A 20,455-nucleotide genomic window follows, 5' to 3' on the forward strand; every position below is an offset into this window, starting at 1 on the left:
TGTATGATTTATGGTTATTTGTTTCACAAATCCTATAGAATGTATAAAACTGGGAGGAGAATAGGTATGGACTCATATGTACTCGGTCTTCAGGAAATCGACAAGACAATGACCCGGCTGGTGGGAGGTAAAGGTGCTAACTTGGGGGAACTATCCGGAATCGGCGGAATAAGGGTACCGGAAGGTTTTTGTGTTACCACGGAAGCCTATAAGAAGCTCGTTGGACAAACACCGGAATTGAATGCTTTGCTGGAGCAGTTATCACTGTTAAAATCAGAGGACAGGGAAAGAATCAGCGAAATTAGCGGGAAGATACGAAATGTCATTGAATGTGCGGAAATTACAAAGGAGATTGATGAAGCGGTTACCCGCAAACTTATAAAACTGGGAGACAAAAATGCTTATGCTGTTCGTTCCAGTGCAACAGCAGAGGATCTGCCAACGGCTTCCTTTGCTGGGCAGCAGGATACGTATTTGAACATTATCGGAAAAGAAGACATATTAAAACACATCAGCAAGTGTTTCGCATCGCTTTTTACGGACCGGGCGGTGATTTACCGAATGCAGTACGGCTTCGACCACAATAAGGTCCATCTGTCGGTGGTCATTCAAAAAATGGTTTTTCCGGAAGCAGCCGGTATTATGTTTACCGCAGACCCCATCACATCGAATAGGAAAGTTGTGTCTATCGATGCCAGTTTCGGTCTGGGTGAAGCATTAGTTTCAGGTTTGGTAGATTCTGATATTTATAAAGTTCGGGAGGGAAAGATTGTCGATAAAAAAATATCAAAGAAAAAACTGGCTATCTATGCATTAAAAGAAGGCGGTACCAAGGAACAGCAGATTGAGCCGGAGAAACAGAATAAACAAACTCTGACGGATGAGCAGATTTTGCAGCTCGAGAAAACAGGCAGAAAGATTGAGGACTATTTTGGGTGCCCTCAGGACATCGAATGGTGCATATATAAAGGAGAATTTTATATTGTACAGAGCCGTCCCATTACTACGTTGTATCCTGTACCGAATATAAATGACGGGAAAAATCATGTCTATATGTCCATGGGACACCAACAGATGATGACAGATGTCATGAAGCCGTTAGGCATATCCTTCTTCCCTGTCTGGCTAAAGAAGATTACAAGCGGTCCCGTAGCCGTGGCCGGAGGAAGGATGTATTTGGATGTATCCTACGAGCTTGCTTCACCGATGGCATCTAAGATTTTTGTAAGCAGTGGTCTCGGTTCGGTAGACATCCTGATACAGAAAGCGCTCACCAATATCCTGAAAAGGAAGGATTATATCAAAACACTGGCCCGGGGAAAGACGTCAATGGGCCTAAGCGGCGGCACGATGGGGCAGGTGGCTTCCGGCTTCATACAAGCGAGAAAAATAGAACAGGAGAATGACGCCGGTCTCTTACACAAAATTTTTGCCAAGCATGAAACACAAGTTCGTGATCTGGAGCAAAGGATAAGCGGTAAAACGGGAACCGACCTGTTTGATTTTATTCTGCAGGATATGGACGAAGCTTATAAATCTATTGTTTTGGACAATTACGGTGTGGGAATTGTCGGCGTCTTTGCTCCCAACTGGATTAAGAAAAATATGAAGAAATGGCTGGATGAAGATGACGTTACTGATATCCTTACTCAATCCCTCGACAACAATGTCACTGCGGAAATGGGGCTTGAACTTTTGGATGTGGCGGATGTTGTCCGGCAGTATCCCGCTGTTATGGATTATTTCCGGCATGCCGGCGATGAAACCTTTTTTGAGGAGCTGGAGAAGCTTCAAGGGGGCAAGGCCGTCGGTGATTCCATACGGGATTACTTAAAAAAATATGGCGTACGCTGCCCGGGAGAAATCGATATTACAAGACCAAGATGGGCCGAAAAACCGACGATGCTGACACCCCTGATTCTTAATAATATCAAGAATTTCCAGCCGGGTTCCCATCAAATTATATTTGAACAAAAACGTTTGGAAGCAGAACGGAAGGAACAAGAGCTGATCAGCCGTTTGCAGCAACTGCCCGGTGGCAGCCAAAAGGCGGAAAAAGCAAGGAAGAAGATCAGTGTTATGCGTAATTTCATCGGTTTCAGGGAGTACCCTATGTATGCAATGATGCAACGTTTTTATGTTTATAAGCAAGCTTTGAAGAAAGAAGCCGCCCTGCTGGTGCAAAAAAGTGTGATTCAGGAACCGGAGGATATCTATTATCTGACCTTTGAGGAACTGCGGGAGGTTATCCGCACAAACCGGCTGGATTACAGTATCATCATAAAACGAAAGGCGGACTGCGAGGTCAATGGAAAATTGACGCCGCCCCGGGTCATGACATCCGATGGTGAGATTATTACCGGCGAGTATAATACCGGCGAAACACCTAAGGGCGCTTTGATTGGAATTGCTGTTTCATCAGGCGTCATTGAAGGCAGGGCGCGTATTGTTTTAAACCTGGAAGATGCCCACATTGAAGAGGGTGATATACTGGTTACAGCCTTTACTGATCCCAGCTGGACGCCGCTGTTCGTATCGGTTAAAGGCCTGGTTACGGAAGTAGGCGGAATGATGACCCATGGCGCTGTTGTTGCAAGGGAATACGGTCTTCCCGCAGTTGTGAGTGTTGAAAATGCCACTAAGCTGATCAAAGACGGACAAAAGATAAGAATAAACGGCACGAAAGGATATGTGGAAATCCTGGAATCGTGAAAATTGTTACTCTTGTAAATGAAGAGTTCGAATATATAAGAGAGGAGATTATTTATGACCAGAGCGTTTACCGAAATACTGATTCTTGTCATCAACGCCCTTAGTGCCGACACGCTGGCCTATATTGCAGGGGTCATCCAAAAAGTGATGAACCATATGGATGAGGCCGCTTTCCAAAATTTAACGAAGCAACTGCATAAGTCTATGCATAGGTCGCTCTATATGATTATAACAGCAGAATTACCAAAAATTGCTTTTATTCCTTATTTTATTATCTTCGGTTTCACCAATTGGTGGTTCACAGCAGGTGCTGTTGTCGCTGTCGCTGCCTCGTTGTTTGTCAGCAAACCTCTCATTTTGCCCACTTATAAAAAGATTTATGATTCTCTTGAAAGCAGCGATGTATCCGGACTGCGGGAATGGCGCCGGAAATTACAGGCCAGGAACAGATTTCGAGCGGTACTTCAGTTTGTATCCGTCATCCTTATGATAATTGGGCTGTACGGAGTATCTTAAAAAAATGAGACAATATGAGAATAAAATAGGTTATTAAAAGGACGTACTTGCTATTGCAGGTACGTCCTTTGCCACGAAAGGAGGTGTTTATGGGGATAGAGACCCTTATCGGTTTAGTATTTGTTTTAAATTGTCCACTTGTTCAATAATTTCTTCTTTTGCAGTGCTGTTAACGCGATTGTTAGACATAATTGGACAACCAATACCAATCCTATCGTTGTGTCTTCCATATTCTAAAGTTACTATCTTTGGAGAGCAAACGCTTAAAACATTTTTTAGTGTTCTATATCCCAACTCATTTATTTTTATATGGCACATTATATCATTATTACGTTCTGCCCAACCATTTATATGAATTTCATACGTATTATCTAAAGGTAATTGATATAAATATTTTTCAAAATTCTCTCCTTTTACTCTCGCAGAACAAAAAGCATGACTTATATCAAGAAGAAATTGGACATTAGTTTCTTTTATAATTGTAGAAATAAAATCAGGCTCAATACAAACACCAAACATATTACTGTCAACATTTTCAAAAGAGAGAAAATCCAAGTTGGGGAATTTTTCTTTTAAGTAATTAATATTTTTAATTATTATATTAAGATTTTGAATTCTGGATAAGGTTTTATCTATACCAGCAAGGTGGAGTGATATTCCTGGGGTTTCTGATATATGCAGTAATTTATTCACGATTTCAACATTCAAATCCTCTATAAACGTCACAGACCCAATATTATGTGGCGAAGGGTTTAATCCATGTAATAAAATAGGTTTTACTTCCTTGATATTTTCAACAAATTCACCAAACTCAGTCAAATCGCTTTTGTTTAACATACCCATCTGAAAAACCAATGATGGGAATTTAAAATAATCAATATCAATTTTACTTTCCCGAACAAGTTCCTCTGTTTCATGATAATAGTTACAAGCAAGCTTAATCATATTATAACCTCTTTATCTCTTTATAATTTTTGAAAGCGAGTAAATTCTATTTTTGTATTTATGGTCATTACACTGCGAAGCCATTCTCGAATGGCTTTACCTATCTTAAACAATAGGAACAATAAGCACAAAAAATAACTGCCCCTTGTTTAGCGGGCTCATTAGGCAGTTAGCTGAACATTGAGGTTAACCGCTTTGTGGGCGGTTACTCCTTTTCTTAACTTAAATATAGCACTTTTATTCATCAAAGTGAAGCGTATTATTCTTAATTTTTACAATACGCTGGTGGCACGTTGGGACATGGCATCAAGAGGATTTAATTGGTAATACATAATAAGACGATAACTGCTTTAAGCCCATATTATAAATTTTGTGTCAGATTTAAGAAATAAATTTCCAGAGATAGAAAGCGTAGTCCGTGAGGGAGAACCTGTTTATTTAACCAAAAACGGTTATGGAGCTATGGTTGTTATGAGCCTTGAGAAATATGCTGAACTAACAGATGATGTAGAAATCAAGTTGGATGAAGCAGATAAAGCCGCAGCTATGGATAAGACTCGATATTCTCATGATGAAGTTTTTTCAAGATTAAGGGAGAGAATCCCGAAAGTATTGAGCCATACCAATCTGCAAAAGACAGAAAACATCCATACTACCGCATATATGTGAAAAACTTAATAATTTACTACGTTATAATTGATAACGATTATGATGAGTCTAAAATAATTAAAGTTCGCCTTGTCCTGTATAGAAAGGGATAAAACAAAACTGGTATAATATTGCAATATGGGAGTAGGCAAAATGCCTGCTCCTTATTTCTAGGTTTCAAACATAGGATAGACAATAATTGGAATTCGATGTATTATTAATTAATATAATCAATCGTTTAAAAGTGGATTGGAAATAATTGATACGAAGGAGACAAGAATGGGAGAAATATGGGTTGCAACAAAGGCATTGATATTATATAACAAACGAGCATTAATAATTCAACGCTCAAATTATTGTGGAGTTGGTGAAAACGAATGGGAATTTGCTGGAGGCGGTTTAAAGTTTGGAGAAGATTTGCTAGATGGTCTTTCTCGTGAAATACTAGAAGAGGTCGGTTTGACTGTTCGGATAGATAGGCTTTTATATGCCATATCCAGATTAGTAAACCCACAACGGCAAATAATTGGATTGACATACCTTTGTTATGCCAACACTGACAAGGTTATTCTTTCAAATGAACATAGAAACTTTTTATGGGCAACACGTGAGCAGCTTGAAAAAATGTTAACTAAACCTATGTTGGATGACCTTACTATTAATTCAGTGTTGGAACAGCTTGACATAATATAATGTTGTTTACTTACCTATAAGCACTTGTGCGTACGATAAGTTTATCTTGTTAAAAAAATATGCCGATAAGGAGTTTCGTCTATGAATACAACCAAACATGTAACAAATAAGGGTCAAGCAACTACCGAAATACCAAATAAATTAATCAACGAAAAATCCCCTTACCTGTTACAGCACGCATACAACCCTGTGAACTGGTACCCCAGGGGTTCAACTGGTGGCAGTCAAGTTACTGCACCCAGATAAACTAATTTAATCTACTGAATTATAATAAGGTGTATAAGCAAAACAATTCAAACAACACGTCAAGAAGTTACTCTACTAATTTTGTAAAACTATATTAATCAACATTTATTTTGAGTCTCCACCTTTTAATATAGAAATAATAGAATTGGTCATATTTACTTATCGCTTACTATGTGATATGCTTTCATTAACAACAAATTGCAAACAAGCGATAATTGTATAAGTATTAGCTTTGAGGCAATCACTACATATTAAACATTTGTAAAATTTGAAAATTGAGTTTATGTTCTAAGCAAAAAAAGAAAGGGGTATAACTTTATGAGAACATATGTTATTCATGCATAGCAGAGGCTATTGCATAATAATTAACTATTAGAATTATGAAATAGCCTTTGCTCAAGCCTAAGATAAATTATTTTTAGGAGGAGCGCAATGAGCTATATAAAAGGCATTGATGTATTGCCACAGGAATTATTAGATTTAATTCAAAACTATGTTGATGGGGAATATATTTATATTCCCAGAAAAGAATGCAACAGAAAGTTTTGGGGGGAAACAACCAGAAGTAAAAGGGGAACTTCAATTAGAAACGCAGACATTTATAAGAAATATAAAGAGGGTGTATCTACAAAAGTTCTTTCTGAAATGTATTATTTATCTCAAAAAAGTATACAGAAAATTATTTTTGAAATGAAAAAAGTCAACGAATAACAAAATGCGTCATTAAGCATAAGCTTAAGTGGCGCATTTTTAATTCTGAAAAATGTTGTAGGTTGAACCATTGAGATGCCTGGTGATATCATATGGATGGAAGTTTAAGAAAGTGGTGAAGCCAATGGTAAAATAGCTAAATGATTCTCTAAATACTCTAAGCATATTATATGACAAAATTATATATTAAAAGGAGGTTCCAAAATGTGTACAAGTTTTGCAGTATACAGTCAAGAAAAAGCTATTTATGGTATGAATTTCGATACTGATGATATTGATTTAAAACTAAAAGTCAGTAGTTATAATGATAGGAACTTATTTTACTTTTCAGGCTTATTAGATAACAAATACAGGGATATCGCTGGTTTTAATAGTGAGGGTCTTTTTATCTGTACTCAAGCAGTAGAATATAGTCCAGGTTTTAAATCAAGTTGTAATGAAAATGATTGGTTTGCTTTTGATATTTTTGATGAGGCGCTAAAGAAAACAAGAAAAACATCTGAATTTTTTGAAATTCTTAATAAAAGAGTAATCTCGTATCCTAGAAATCCGTTATTCCCAGATTTAGGGCTACATACTATTATCGCTGATAAAAGTGGTGATGCATTTATTCTGGAAGAAGGAAATGATACAAATATAGTAAGTCCTATTCATAATGATTTTATTATTATGACTAATTTTCCAAATGGAGATTTTAAGGAAGCAAATTATAATAAAGTATATGGTATAGGTGCTGATAGATATATTTGTGCTTATGAATATATTCATAATAATATTCATAGCTTTGGAATAAATGAAGCCTTTGAAGTTTTAAGTAAAACTAGTCAGGAGGATACTCTGTGTTCAATAGTATATGAACCATTAAAAAATGAAATTTATATTAGTTTTAAAAAAGATTTAAGTAAAAAATGGAAAATTTCTATTATGGAAAAAACAATCCAATCATTGGATGGATTTTTAAGCAATAATAAAATTCAATTTACAAATGAAGAAATATTTGTGAAGGATCTTATTAGCTTGTATGAGTGAAAACCATTTAAATAAAGAAGATCAATTGGTAAGACAGACTTTTTAGGGTATTCAAGTAAGTGTAGGAAATAGCCGTCCATGGCGATTTTTTGAATAACAGGGGCATGGTCAATCGCCTAACAACATTTTCACTCTTCGGGCGTGCTCATGGGTATGCGTGCCAAACCGTCTCAGCGTACGCCGAAAAAGGGAAAGGCTCTGCCGGTCCGGTTCGTCAGCTTCATGCAAACAGGACGTTATAGGACATATCGTGTTGAATTTGTGTTTTTCGTGGCGTAAAATGATAGATAACTCTTTTGAAAACCGTTTTAAGTCAAGTGTCACGGGGACGTATGCTTAATGAGTTTCAAACTTTAATGAGTAATCCTCCATTGACTTGGGAAGAACAAAATGAACTATACAAGATGATAATTGAGTATATAGACTATAAGTATGTTGAGAATAGTTTGACGATTGAGATTAAGTTCAAATAAAAATTAGTGGCTATGTGGCTTACATAGTCACTTTTTGTTTGGGTATAATAAGGTTATATTTTTATTTAAGGAGGTGATGTCCTATGACAACTAGCAAGATACCCAATAGATTAATACATGAAAAAAGTCCTTATCTACTTCAACACGCTTATAATCCAGTTGACTGGTGGCCTTGGTGTGAACAGGCATTTACGAAAGCAAAAGCAGAAGATAAGCCTATTTTCTTATCTATTGGGTATTCCTAACGTTGGTTATAGAAATCTTGTTGCCACTGGTGCCATGTTATGGCACATGAATCTTTTGAAGATGAAGAAGTAGCAGAGTATTTGAATCGTAACTTTGTTGCAATTAAAGTAGATAAAGAAGAACGTCCGGATGTGGACAGTATTTATATGTCTGTCTGCCAGAATATGACCGGCAGCGGCGGGTGGCCGCTTAGCATATTTATGCTGCCGAATCAGAAGCCCTTTTTTGCAGGCACCTATTTTCCCAAGCGTGCAAAGCATCATATGCCGGGCTTACTGGATTTACTTAAGGCAGTTCAGGAAAAATGGGAAAATAACAGGGAAGACTTAATGAAAGCCAGTGAAGAGATAACGGATTCCTTAAAGCAGGAACTTAAACAGAAAGTAAGTGATAATCCGATAACAAAAGAATTGATAACGGATGCCGCTTACCATCTAATCCGTTATTTTGATAAGCAATATGGTGGATTTGGCAGGGCTCCTAAATTCCCCACACCCCATAACCTGATGTTTTTATTAAGAGTTGCCTATCATGAAAAAAACATGGAAGCCTTAAAAGTAGTAGAAAAAACACTGGACTCCATGTATCAGGGAGGAATTTTTGATCATATCGGATATGGATTTTCCAGATATTCAACGGATTCCATGTGGCTGGTACCTCACTTTGAAAAAATGCTATATGATAACGCTCTTTTAATTCTTACCTATTTCGAGGCTTATCAAATCACAAAAAAGGAGCATTACAGGCAGATAGCGGAAAAAACAATGGAGTACGTTTTAAGGGAGCTTACTTGTGAAGACGGTGGTTTTTATTGTGCTCAGGATGCGGACAGTGATGGTATTGAGGGGAAATATTATGTATTTACACCGGATGAAATCATAGATTTATTAGGTATAGAGGATGGAAATTATTTTAATGAGTATTTTGGTATAACGAAACAGGGCAACTTTGAGGGCAGCAGTATACCAAATCGGATACATGCTGTAAAACCTAAGGAAAAGAATCAAATTTCATCAAATAGTCCAATTGATTTTCCGGAGGAAGACAGAATATTGAAACTTAGAAAAACTGTCTTTAAGTATCGGTCTGGTAGAACAAAACTTCACAAAGATGATAAAATTCTCACGTCCTGGAATGGTATCATGATTGCGGCATTTGCCAAAGCTTATCAGATAACACAGGACGAGGGGTATTTACAAGCTGCAAAAAAAGCAGATCAATTTTTACAGGACCATTTATGTAAAGGAGATCAATTGTTTGTTCATTACCGCGATGGTATTGCCAGCGGAGAGGGACATATAGACGATTATTCCTTTTATAGTTTTGCCTTAACTGCTCTTTATGAAGCCACATTGGAGATTTCGTATTTAGAACGGGCAATCCGTTATACCACTGTATTGATCAAGAAATTTTTTGATTCCGTAAACGGCGGGTTTTATCTATATGCAGATGATGCGGAAGTTTTAATCCATCGTCCGAAAGAAATTTATGACGGGGCGATTCCATCCGGTAATTCGGTAGCAGCTTATGTATTATTAAAACTTGCCGCTTATACAGGTAATACGGAATTAATGGAGACTGCAGAAGCACAGATTAATTTCCTGGCAGGTGGAATTGCCGATTATCCCAGTGCCTACTGCTTTTCCTTAATGGCTATCATGCAGTTTGTTTATCCTGCCAGGGAATTAATATGTACCTTGCCAGATGCAGCCCATATTAATGAGGTAAGAAATATTTTTGCCAAACATTTTCTTCCCGATGTTACGGTTTTAGTTTTAACAAAACAAAATCAGGATCAGCTCGTAAGAATTGCGGAATATACAAAAGATTATGAGGTAAGTGATACCCCTGCTATTATCTGTGTGAAAACGGAACTTGTAAGACTCCGGTCCATGACAGTAAGGAATTGGAAAATCTACTGATTAATTAAATTTATTTCATAATAAGATTAAATTGGGCTTTTGTCGGGCGAATCATAATAAAATAGCAATAATTGGTTTATAATAAACACAGCCGTAGTGTTAAAAGCAGCTCCTTCATCCTGATTGTTGTGAAGAGAAGCTTTTGATGCTGTGGCTTTGTTATTTATGTAAACCATAAGGGAGTAACACTAGTATTTTTCGGAAGGAAACTTTTGACATGGAGGGTTTCATTTTATATAATAATGGAAGAAATTAAAGGGGAATAAAGGCTATGATTTTAAATAGAGAATTTTATCAAAGAGATGCAGTTGCAGTTGCTAAGGACCTTTTAGGCAAGGTTCTTGTTCATGAAACAAATGAGGGGATAACAAAAGGTCTCATTGTGGAGACGGAAGCCTATATGGGAACCAAAGATGCCGCTGCCCACTCCTATAAAAGTAATCCCTCCGGCAGAACCAATGTACAATATAAAGAAGGGGGATATGCTTACATTTATCTGATTTACGGTATGTATTACTGCATGAATATAGTAACAAATGAAATTAATATTCCTGAAGTGGTACTTCTGCGGGCATTAGAACCAGTTGATGGGATTGAATTAATGAAAAAGCGCCGTGGAACAGATAAAATGATAAACTTATGCAGCGGACCAGGAAAGCTTTGTGCAGCTATGGGAATTAATAAGGACAATTACGGCATGGATTTATGCAGTAATCAGTTGTATCTGGAGGAAGCTGCGGTTAAAAATCCAATTGAAGTCGTTGCTTCAAAAAGGATTAATATAGATTATGCCGGAGAAGCTAAGGATTATTTATGGAGGTTTACAATTAAAGATAATAAGTTCGTTTCGGTTAAAGTCAAATAAAAGCACCCATAAACTGGCATTACATTTTTGAGAATTTTTTTTAAAAACTATAGACTAATTTGTATTTTTATGAGAAAATAAGTGCGAGTGCGATGTTAAAATAATAACATACCGCTGACAAGTAATTATTTATGTACATTGAAAGGAGTCTAGACATGATTTATTCACATGAAGTAGAAACGATGTGTCCAGTTGCGCAGGGCGTAAACCATGGAGCAGCACCTATCCCGGAAGAAGCAAAATGGGTACAAGCAAAAGAAGTAAAGGATATTTCCGGTTTAACACATGGTGTTGGCTGGTGTGCACCGCAGCAAGGTGCTTGTAAATTAACATTAAATGTAAAAGATGGTATTATCCAAGAAGCATTGGTTGAAACAATCGGATGTTCCGGTATGACTCACTCTGCAGCTATGGCAGCAGAAATTCTTCCTGGAAGAACCGTTTTAGAAGCTTTAAATACAGACTTAGTTTGTGATGCTATCAATACAGCTATGAGAGAACTTTTCTTACAGATCGCATATGGTAGAACACAAAGTGCTTTTTCCGAAGAAGGCTTACCGATTGGTGCAGGTCTTGAAGATTTAGGAAAAGGTTTAAGAAGCCAGGTTGGTACAATGTACGGTACATTAAAGAAAGGTCCTCGTTATCTTGAAATGGCAGAGGGTTATGTAACCGGTCTTGCACTTGATGAAGAAGATTTAATCATTGGTTATCAGTATGTTAACCTTGGAAAAATGACTGACTTTATCAAAAAGGGTGATGACCCGGCTACTGCTTATGAGAAATCTAAGGGACAATACGGCCGTGTTGCTGATGCTGTTAAGATCATTGACCCTAGAAAAGAATAATAGAGGAGGATACATAAAATGGCTTTATTTGAATCATATGAAAGAAGAATAGACAAAATTAATGCAGTATTAAACAGCTATGGAATTGCTTCCATTGAAGAAGCTGAAAAGATTACAAAGTCAGCCGGACTTGATGTTTATAATCAAGTTAAAGGCATTCAGAATATTTGTTTTGAAAATGCATGTTGGGCTTATTTAGTAGGAGCTGCAATTGCAATTAAAAAAGACTGCAGAAAAGCTGCTGATGCCGCTGCTGCAATCGGAGAAGGCCTTCAGGCTTTCTGTATTCCCGGTTCTGTTGCTGACCAAAGAAAAGTTGGTTTAGGACATGGTAACTTAGGAAAGATGTTATTAGAAGAAGAAACAAAATGTTTCGCATTCTTAGCAGGTCACGAATCTTTCGCCGCTGCTGAAGGTGCTATCGGTATCGCTTTATCCGCTAACAAAGTTAGAAAAGAGCCATTAAGAGTAATCTTAAATGGTCTTGGTAAAGATGCTGCCCAGATCATCTCCAGAATCAATGGATTTACTTTCGTTGAAACTCAGATGGATTATTATACAGGAGAAGTTAAGGAAGTATTCCGTAAATCTTACTCCAAAGGTGACAGAGCAAAGGTTAACTGCTATGGCGCTAACGATGTAACAGAAGGTGTAGCTATCATGCATAGAGAAGGTGTTGACGTTTCCATCACCGGTAACTCCACCAATCCTACCAGATTCCAGCATCCGGTTGCAGGTACTTATAAAAAAGAATGTGTAGAACAAGGCAAGAAGTATTTCTCCGTAGCATCCGGTGGTGGTACAGGTAGAACACTTCATCCTGATAACATGGCAGCAGGTCCTGCTTCTTACGGTATGACCGATACTATGGGCAGAATGCACTCCGACGCTCAGTTTGCCGGATCATCTTCCGTTCCAGCTCACGTTGAAATGATGGGTCTTATTGGTATGGGTAACAATCCTATGGTCGGCGCTACCGTGGCTGTTGCAGTTGCGATCCAAGAGGCAGCTGACGCAGGGAAGTTCTAATTGTCCCTTTCAAATTAAATCTGGCCTGTTTCGATTTAAGACTGGTCGTGAATAAAGAAGTTTGTAGAAAAGCATGAAGAAAATGCATGGGTTTTACCCCTGCATTCTTACGTGCTTTTTCTTTTTTACATAAGAATACGATTGCAAGCTGTATATATAAAAAAACCCCATGCATTTGGTGGGCGCATAGGGTACATTTTGGGATGTTATACTGGGTATATAACTTACAGTATTCTAACATAATTTACCAGTAAAGGCAATGACAAATTTAACCAAAAAAATAGTGAGTTTATAAGAAAATATATAAACTTTATCAAAAATATGACAACTTAATCAAAAATACATAATAACTTTACAAAAATTAATTAAGAATTTTAAAAATATAGTAACTTATGAAATGAACATAAATAAATATCATTTAATTTGTCGTAATAATAAGGTATAACCTTTTTATTATTGATTCTGATCATATCTTCTTGCCTGCCCGGTATCATCAATTAAATAAATTTCCGAAAATAATTCCTTGGATTCTAAATCATCATAGATGACTCTTTGACCTGTTAGTAACCTATATGTGACATCCACACCTAATTCACCCATTTTAAATGGCTGTTGTGCGATGGTACCCTGCATCCGGCCTTCTTTGATAGCAGTTATGGCTGCCGGATCTCCGTCAAATCCTATAACCATAATCTGCCCCATTTTTCCTGCTTCCTCAACAGCCTGGGCTGCACCCAAAGCCATTCGGTCATTTTCAGCAAATACCACAGCTAAATCATTGCCATATGAATCTAAAATTCCTTTCATTGCTTCATAAGCCTGAGTTGTTTCGGAATTTGCTGTTACTTCTGCAACGACCTGATACCCGTTTTGAGTCATTATATCTTTAAAGCCTTCCCCTCGGCGTCGGGCGTGAATAGAAGTTTCCTCCACTTTAATAATAGCAGCATTCCTGCTTGGTAACGAACGTTCTCTAATTAATTCTAAGGCATACTCACCTGCTAAGGATCCTCCGGCAAAATTATCGGAAATGATAAATGCATCCACATCGGTTCCGCCGGTCCCAATGTCCACGACAACAACCGGGATTCCGGCTTCCCTTGCAGAATCAAAAATAACCGGCATTGCCTCCGGGTTAAACGGAGAGATAACAAGTGCATTAATGCCCTGGGCAATTAAATTATTAACCCCTGTTATCATTTCGACTGTGCTGCTTTTCTGGTCATGTGTTATTACCTTAATACCCAGCTCCTCTGCTTTGGCCAGAACCCCGTTCTGCATTGCATGAAAGAATTCATAGGAGCTGTTATATACGGACCAGCCAATCGTAAATTGATTTGTACTTACGGTAGACCGAACTGGCATTACTGTAGCCGCAGGATTTAAAGTTTGTCTGTTTTCAGTGTTTCTTGCATAGGATACAAAATATAACACCAATAGCAGAAATAAGATATATGATAAAAGATTCACAACCATTTTCATAAAAAAACTCCATTCAAATATTATATTAAAAAGATAATTACCGGTTCGGTAGTTTGCTATAAATTAAAATATGCGTTAATTTATACATGTATGATAATATCTTTGAAAATATGAATACATCTGTAAATTTTAATAGAGATTCATAATTTTTGACTACTTTCTGTTTGGGTTATTACATATTCCCCTATTGTTTAGTAAAGTATGAAATTCTAATAATATACATAAATTAACAAAATAATAAGAAACAATAATAAATAAGTACAAAAACAATAAAAAACAATTGACAATTAAATTGAAACATGATAAAATTAAAACAACTTAAAGAAAAGTATTTTTTATATTATGCAATAAACAGAGGGCAAATAACAAAATGCACGATGCGATGACGCAGATTATAAAAAATACTTTTTTTGTGCTATAAAGTGGTAATTTTTGTAACTTATTTTTTCAGGAAAAGGAGATTATTATGAAAAACTACAAAAAAATTTTGGCACTACTCCTTGCAGTCGTAATGATAGTATCACTTGCAGGATGTAACGGTAAAAGTACTTCCACTAAGGGAAGCAACGATGTTAAAACTGCTGATGAGGGGGCAGGCACAACAAAAGAAGCTGATACTGAGAAAGAAACGGGAGAACTGGTTACCGGAAGTACGAAAGGAGTATCGCCGGATAATGCTCTGGTGATCGCAGTGGAAACAAGCATCAGTTCCTTAGATCCCCACAATCTAAGTGATACCTTATCGATTTCTGCATCAAGAGCCATGTATGAGAATTTAGTTATGTTTGATGCGGATATGAACATTGTCGGACAATTGGCAGAAAGCTATGAAATTTCAGAAGATTCCCTTACATATACGTTCCATTTACGAAAAGGCGTTAAATTCCATGACGGTACGGATTTTAATGCAGCAGCTGTAAAAGCAAATTTTGACCGTATCATGAATAAAGATAATAACCTGCGTACAAGAAGCCGTTTTGTCTTAACGGAGGGTGACGTAGAGACAGACCGCATTGAAAGTATTGAAATACCGGATGATTATACGGTAGTGTTTCAATTATCGGCACCTTACAGTCCATTTATTAATAAACTAACTTTGGTTCCTGTAATCAGTCCGGCAGCAATAGAAAAATACGGCAATGACGGCTTGATAACCAATCCGGTTGGAACCGGCCCATATATTTTTAAAGAATGGGTGGAAGGTGACCATATGACGGCAACGAAAAATCAGGATTATTGGGGAACCAAACCGGGTGTTGATTCCGTAACGATTAAAGAAGTACCGGAAGCCGGTTCCCGTACGGCTATGCTCCAGACCGGCGAGGCAGATTTTATTTATCCTATGCCATCGGATCAGATTTCAGCAGCGGAAACGACCGGAGATATTACTGTTAATGCTACGACTTCCACAATTATGAGGTATGTAACATTAAATACCAATTTAAAAGAGTTAAGTGATGTTAAAGTACGTCAGGCTATGAATTATGCCATCGACCGTAACGCTTATGTTCAGCTTATGTATGCAGGTTACGGTGCACCGGCCACTTCCGTTATGGCTCCCTCTATTTCCTATTACAGTGAACAGCCAGTCTATGAATATAATCTGGATAAAGCAAAATCCTTACTGGCGGAAGCAGGTTATCCGGACGGATTTAAATTAACCCTTTGGGGAGATAACTCAACCCAGGAAGTCAAAGGTATGACCTTTATTAAACAGCAATTAGAGCAAATCGGAATTGAAGTGGAAGTAGTTCCAATGGAACCTGCAACTGTTTCAGATAAAATATATGTACCGTTAGAGGATGCTAAAATCAATATGTGGTATGTAAACTGGTCCCCTTCCTCCTGCGATGCCGACGGTGCGATGCGTGCTTTATTCTACAGCAAGATGTGCCCTCCAACCAGTGCAAATACGGCATATTATAACAATCCTGAAGTAGATAAGTTATTAGACCAGGGGATTTCATCCGCTGATCCAAAAGAATTAACCGATATTTATGCTAAAGCACAATCTGCCATTTGGAATGACGCACCTTGGTTATTCTTGGGTAATGATCAGAATATCTTTGCAAATAAGACCTATCTTTCCGGTGTAAGCGTAGCACCTGACGGAGCAATTAACTTTGCAAATGCAACCTTGGCTCAGTAAAAAGTAAACGAACAGTGGTGTTCCTTAAGAAAACTGTCATCTGCATCTGAATAAGATGGAATGAGACAGTTTTCTTCGTAAAAAGAACATCCGTTATAAAGTGGAGGAAAGTTCATGGGACGCTATTTCATTAAAAGGGTGCTGGGCGCGATACCGTTATTATTAGCTATTTCCTTTCTCATATTTATGTTTATACATTTAATCCCCGGAGATCCGGTAAGGCTTATTGTAGGGTATGAGGCCACACAGGATGAAGTAGAAGTGGTGCGGGATGCGCTTGGCTTAAATAAACCATTGCTGGTACAATACATAGACTACATGAAAGGATTATTTACCGGAGATTTAGGAAATTCCATTAAAAGCGGAATGTCGGTGGCAGAATTAATCGGACCTCGTTTTAAACCCACAATCACACTTACCATATGTGCCATGATATGGGCTGTTTTAATCGGTGTGCTCATTGGTATTCTGTCTGCGGTAAAGCGCGGCAAACTCTTGGATTATATTGGTATGGTTACGGCTATTTCCGGAATTTCCATACCCAGTTTCTGGTTAGGCCTTGTGTTAATCCAGATATTTTCCGTAAAACTTGGATGGCTGCCCACCGGAGGCCTTGATAGCTGGAAAGGATATATTCTGCCGTCTTTCACCATGGGAGCAGGCATTATGGCAATTTTAGCCCGGTTTACCAGGTCATCCATGTTAGAATCACTAAGGGAAGATTATGTAAGGACGGCCAGGGCAAAGGGATTACGGGAAATCCTTGTAATCGGAAGACATGCTTTTAAGAACTCTTTAATTCAGGTAGTTACCGTTGCAGGTTTACAAATCGGCGGATTGCTGGCAGGTTCCGTATTAATCGAAACCGTATTTTCCATTCCGGGTCTAGGAAGATTATTGGTTGATTCCATAGGTTACCGGGACTACAAAGTAGTGCAGGCTTTACTGTTATTTTTTGCGGTAGAATATATTTTTGTAAATCTGGTGGTTGATTTATTGTATGGTGTGCTCAACCCTAAAATACGTTATGATTAGGAGGTTCACTATGTCTGATAGTAAGAAAATAAAACCAAATACTAGCTTTGGGGAAGATGATATACTGCCAAAGCCGAAGAGCAAGATGAAAGAATTTATAAAGAAATTTAAAAAAAGAAAAACAGCGGTAGCTTCCTTAATTTTTATCCTGCTTCTTGCCGTAGCCGCTATGTTAGCACCTTTTATTGTGCCATATGATCCGGCCGCCGCTGATTACAATAATTTACTTAAGGCTCCCAGTGCCGGTCACTGGTGGGGAACGGATGAATTCGGACGTGATATCTTCAGCCGTCTTCTTATGGGAGCTCGTTTATCCTTATCCGTTGCATTAAGTGCAGTTGGAATCGGTGCTTTAATCGGGATTGTATTAGGATTATTAGCAGGATTTTATAATGGTATTATAGAAGCGGTTGTTATGCGCGGATCGGATATATTGTTTTCTTTTCCGGATATCTTACTGGCCATTGCTATTGTAGCCGTTATCGGACCGGGAGTTATTAATGTGGTAATTGCAGTAGCTGTCTTTACCGTTCCCTCCTTTGCCAGAATTATGAGAAGTGCCACATTAAGTGTAAAGGAAGCTCTCTATGTGGAAGTGGCCAGATCCGTCGGCTGTAAAAACGGACGAATCCTGTGGGTACATATTTTTCCGGGTACGATCCAGTCCATGATCGTAAACTTTACCATGCGTATCGGAACCGCTATTTTAGCGGCAGCCTCTTTAAGTTTTCTGGGCTTTGGCGCCAATGTCACCGAACCGGATTGGGGAGCTATGCTGTCACAGGGACGCAATTACTTGAATACGGCTCCCCATATTGTTTTGTTCCCGGGTATTTTGATATTTCTAACCGTCCTTGCATTTAATCTGTTGGGTGACGGATTAAGGGATACTTTGGATCCGAAAATGTATTAGGAGGAGTAAAAATGTCAGATGAGTTATTGAAAGTAAAAAATCTCCGTACGGAATTTAAACGTGATAAGACCATGGTAACAGCAGTAAATAACGTTTCTTTTACCATACGGAAAGGAGAAATTCTGGGCCTTGTGGGAGAATCCGGGTGCGGTAAATCCGTAACCTCTCTTTCCATCATGGGTTTGTTAATCGATACCCCAGGTAAAGTGACGGGCGGAGAGATTTTGTTGGAAGGCAGAGATTTATTGAAAAGCAGTGACAGTGAGATGCGTAAAATCAGAGGCAGTAAAATGAGTATGATATTCCAGGAACCGATGAGTTCCTTAAATCCCTCCATGAGAGTAGAAACCCAGCTGATCGAAGCAATCCGCCTGCATAAGCCTCTAAACCGTAAAGAAGCAAGATTATACAGTCTTGACATGTTAAAATCTGTTGGGATTCCTGATCCGGAGACTACATTAAGAAGCTATCCTCATCAATTATCGGGAGGTATGAGCCAGAGAGTGGTTATCGCCATGGCTATGTCCTGTGATCCAAAGCTATTAATTGCAGATGAACCCACAACGGCTTTAGATGTAACAATTCAGGCACAGATTCTTGACTTGATGCTCAGGATCAGAAAAGAGAAAAATACAGGAATTCTATTAATTACCCATGATTTAGGCGTTGTAGCGGAAATGTGTTCCAGAGTTATAGTAATGTATGCCGGGCGGATTGTGGAGGAAGCACCGGTGAAAGAACTATATGCAAATCCGAGACATCCTTATACAAAAGGGTTAATTGCATCGGTTCCCAAATTAGGTTCTAAGGTAAATACACTGCCCTCCATACCCGGAAATGTTCCGGATCTTTCCGTTATGCCAAAAGGATGCAAATTCGCACCCCGGTGTCAATCTGTTATGGACATTTGCAGAAAAAGTGAACCAGAGCTTAAAGCTATTGGCGGGGATATCACACAAAAATGCCGTTGTTTTTTACTAAATACACAGAATAAGGAGGAATCAAATTGATGAGTACTCCCTTGGTATCCGTTAAAAATGTAACAAAAACCTTCCAGGTATCAAAAGGTTTTTTTGCTAAGAAAAAATATGTTCACGCCGTTAATGATATAACTTTTACTATTATGCAGGGTGAAACCTTTTCCCTGGTAGGGGAATCCGGTTGCGGTAAATCCACCACAGGCCGGTTGCTTGATCGTTTGTTAACACCGGACCAGGGCGAAATCTGGTTTAATGGGAATGAAATATCGAAAATAAGTGAAAATGAAATGCGTCCTTTACGTAGAGATGTGCAGATGATTTTTCAGGACCCGTACGGATCCTTAAATCCCAGAATGCGAATCGGTGATTTAATAGCGGAACCATTATTGATTCATACTAACTTAAGTGCCGGTGAAAGACTTAAAAAAGTACAGGAACTTCTTGAAATTGTAGGGTTAAATGCCATGTATTATGAACGTTATCCCCACGAATTTTCCGGAGGACAAAGGCAGCGTATCGGTATTGCAAGAGCACTTACCGTCCGGCCCAAATTAGTGATAGCGGATGAACCGGTATCCGCTTTGGATGTATCCATTCAGGCGCAAATATTAAATCTTTTAAATGATCTGCAAAGGAATTTTAATCTTACTTACCTGTTTATTTCCCATGATTTAAGTGTGGTAGAGATGATATCGGACCGCATCGGGGTTATGTATCTGGGAACCATAGTAGAAACCGCATCCAAAGAAGAATTATATGAAAATCCAAGACATCCTTATACCAAAGCATTGTTATCCGCTGTACCTTTTCCGGACCCTGCCAGGGAGAAGAAACGTATCCTCTTACCCGGAGATCTGCCCAGCCCTGTAAATCCTCCCTCAGGCTGTTTGTTTCATACCCGTTGTCCTCACTGTACGGAATTTTGCAAGAGCCAGAAACCCGAAGTGAAGCTGGTTGGTGATAACCATGCGGTAAAATGCCATTATCCAGATTTGTATGAGATGAAATAAAGT

Annotated in this window: 17 protein-coding genes and 1 pseudogene; 16 read left to right on the top strand and 2 right to left on the bottom strand. The window is 38.3% G+C overall.

The window, feature by feature from the left end; genetic code table 11:
• Positions 1-66 precede the first annotated feature (66 nt).
• Together ppsA and Ana3638_RS11330 are read left to right on the top strand one after the other, a co-directional pair.
• On the top strand, positions 67-2,712 hold the full coding sequence (gene ppsA, locus Ana3638_RS11325; protein WP_161838123.1) for a phosphoenolpyruvate synthase: 2,646 nt from the start codon (positions 67-69) through the stop codon (positions 2,710-2,712).
• Positions 2,713-2,766: 54 nt separating this feature from the next.
• Positions 2,767-3,228, top strand: a complete 462-nt coding sequence (locus Ana3638_RS11330; RefSeq protein WP_161838124.1) for a hypothetical protein — start codon at positions 2,767-2,769, stop codon at positions 3,226-3,228.
• A 105-nt stretch (positions 3,229-3,333) separates the two neighbouring features.
• On the opposite strand, the gene Ana3638_RS11335 is transcribed toward Ana3638_RS11330, so the two are convergent.
• On the bottom strand, positions 3,334-4,173 hold the full coding sequence (locus tag Ana3638_RS11335) for a multinuclear nonheme iron-dependent oxidase (RefSeq protein WP_161838125.1): 840 nt from the start codon (positions 4,171-4,173) through the stop codon (positions 3,334-3,336).
• A gap of 360 nt (positions 4,174-4,533) precedes the next feature.
• On the opposite strand from Ana3638_RS11335, the gene Ana3638_RS11340 reads away from it, so the two are divergent.
• The 9 genes and pseudogenes from Ana3638_RS11340 to Ana3638_RS11385 all read left to right on the top strand — a co-directional run bounded on the left by Ana3638_RS11340 (position 4,534) and on the right by Ana3638_RS11385 (position 12,883).
• Positions 4,534-4,842 carry a type II toxin-antitoxin system prevent-host-death family antitoxin gene (locus Ana3638_RS11340; protein ID WP_161840528.1) on the top strand — a complete coding sequence of 103 codons (309 nt, stop codon included), beginning with the start codon at positions 4,534-4,536 and terminating at the stop codon, positions 4,840-4,842.
• A gap of 258 nt (positions 4,843-5,100) precedes the next feature.
• Positions 5,101-5,514 (top strand): NUDIX domain-containing protein, encoded by a 414-nt coding sequence (locus Ana3638_RS11345; RefSeq protein ID WP_161838126.1) that lies wholly within the window; start codon positions 5,101-5,103, stop codon positions 5,512-5,514.
• Positions 5,515-5,595: 81 nt separating this feature from the next.
• A complete protein-coding gene (locus Ana3638_RS26770; RefSeq protein ID WP_161838127.1) occupies positions 5,596-5,760 on the top strand; it encodes a DUF255 domain-containing protein in 165 nt (54 codons plus the stop codon).
• A 432-nt stretch (positions 5,761-6,192) separates the two neighbouring features.
• Positions 6,193-6,471: a CD3324 family protein gene (locus Ana3638_RS11355; protein WP_161838128.1), complete on the top strand. Its 279-nt coding sequence runs from the start codon at positions 6,193-6,195 to the stop codon at positions 6,469-6,471.
• A 204-nt stretch (positions 6,472-6,675) separates the two neighbouring features.
• On the top strand, positions 6,676-7,500 hold the full coding sequence (locus Ana3638_RS11360; protein ID WP_161838129.1) for a linear amide C-N hydrolase: 825 nt from the start codon (positions 6,676-6,678) through the stop codon (positions 7,498-7,500).
• A gap of 556 nt (positions 7,501-8,056) precedes the next feature.
• Positions 8,057-10,141 (top strand): annotated as a pseudogene (locus Ana3638_RS11370) (thioredoxin domain-containing protein).
• Positions 10,142-10,412: 271 nt separating this feature from the next.
• Positions 10,413-11,006: a DNA-3-methyladenine glycosylase gene (locus Ana3638_RS11375; protein WP_161838130.1), complete on the top strand. Its 594-nt coding sequence runs from the start codon at positions 10,413-10,415 to the stop codon at positions 11,004-11,006.
• Positions 11,007-11,161: 155 nt separating this feature from the next.
• Entirely contained in the window at positions 11,162-11,854 is a 693-nt protein-coding gene (locus Ana3638_RS11380; protein WP_161838131.1) for an iron-sulfur cluster assembly scaffold protein, read from the top strand.
• Between the two features lie 18 nt (positions 11,855-11,872).
• On the top strand, positions 11,873-12,883 hold the full coding sequence (locus Ana3638_RS11385) for a GGGtGRT protein (RefSeq protein WP_161838132.1): 1,011 nt from the start codon (positions 11,873-11,875) through the stop codon (positions 12,881-12,883).
• A gap of 453 nt (positions 12,884-13,336) precedes the next feature.
• Here Ana3638_RS11385 and Ana3638_RS11390 read toward each other — a convergent pair whose 3' ends face one another.
• Positions 13,337-14,365, bottom strand: a complete 1,029-nt coding sequence (locus tag Ana3638_RS11390) for a substrate-binding domain-containing protein (RefSeq protein ID WP_161838133.1) — start codon at positions 14,363-14,365, stop codon at positions 13,337-13,339.
• Positions 14,366-14,831: 466 nt separating this feature from the next.
• Here Ana3638_RS11390 and Ana3638_RS11395 point away from each other — a divergent pair, with 466 nt between their 5' ends.
• From Ana3638_RS11395 to Ana3638_RS11415, 5 genes are all read left to right on the top strand, one after another.
• On the top strand, positions 14,832-16,514 hold the full coding sequence (locus Ana3638_RS11395; RefSeq protein ID WP_161838134.1) for a glutathione ABC transporter substrate-binding protein: 1,683 nt from the start codon (positions 14,832-14,834) through the stop codon (positions 16,512-16,514).
• Between the two features lie 114 nt (positions 16,515-16,628).
• Positions 16,629-17,549 carry an ABC transporter permease gene (locus Ana3638_RS11400; protein ID WP_161838135.1) on the top strand — a complete coding sequence of 307 codons (921 nt, stop codon included), beginning with the start codon at positions 16,629-16,631 and terminating at the stop codon, positions 17,547-17,549.
• Positions 17,550-17,559: 10 nt separating this feature from the next.
• Entirely contained in the window at positions 17,560-18,462 is a 903-nt protein-coding gene (locus Ana3638_RS11405) for an ABC transporter permease (protein ID WP_161838136.1), read from the top strand.
• 11 nt (positions 18,463-18,473) lie between these two features.
• Positions 18,474-19,472, top strand: coding sequence for an ABC transporter ATP-binding protein (locus Ana3638_RS11410; protein ID WP_161838137.1), 999 nt, complete (start codon positions 18,474-18,476; stop codon positions 19,470-19,472).
• Positions 19,472-20,452: an ABC transporter ATP-binding protein gene (locus tag Ana3638_RS11415; RefSeq protein ID WP_161838138.1), complete on the top strand. Its 981-nt coding sequence runs from the start codon at positions 19,472-19,474 to the stop codon at positions 20,450-20,452. Before Ana3638_RS11410 ends, Ana3638_RS11415 begins: the two co-directional genes overlap by 1 nt.
• The last annotated feature ends 3 nt before the right edge of the window (positions 20,453-20,455 follow it).

Source organism: Anaerocolumna sedimenticola (assembly GCF_009931695.1).
GTDB lineage: Bacteria > Bacillota > Clostridia > Lachnospirales > Lachnospiraceae > Anaerocolumna > Anaerocolumna sedimenticola.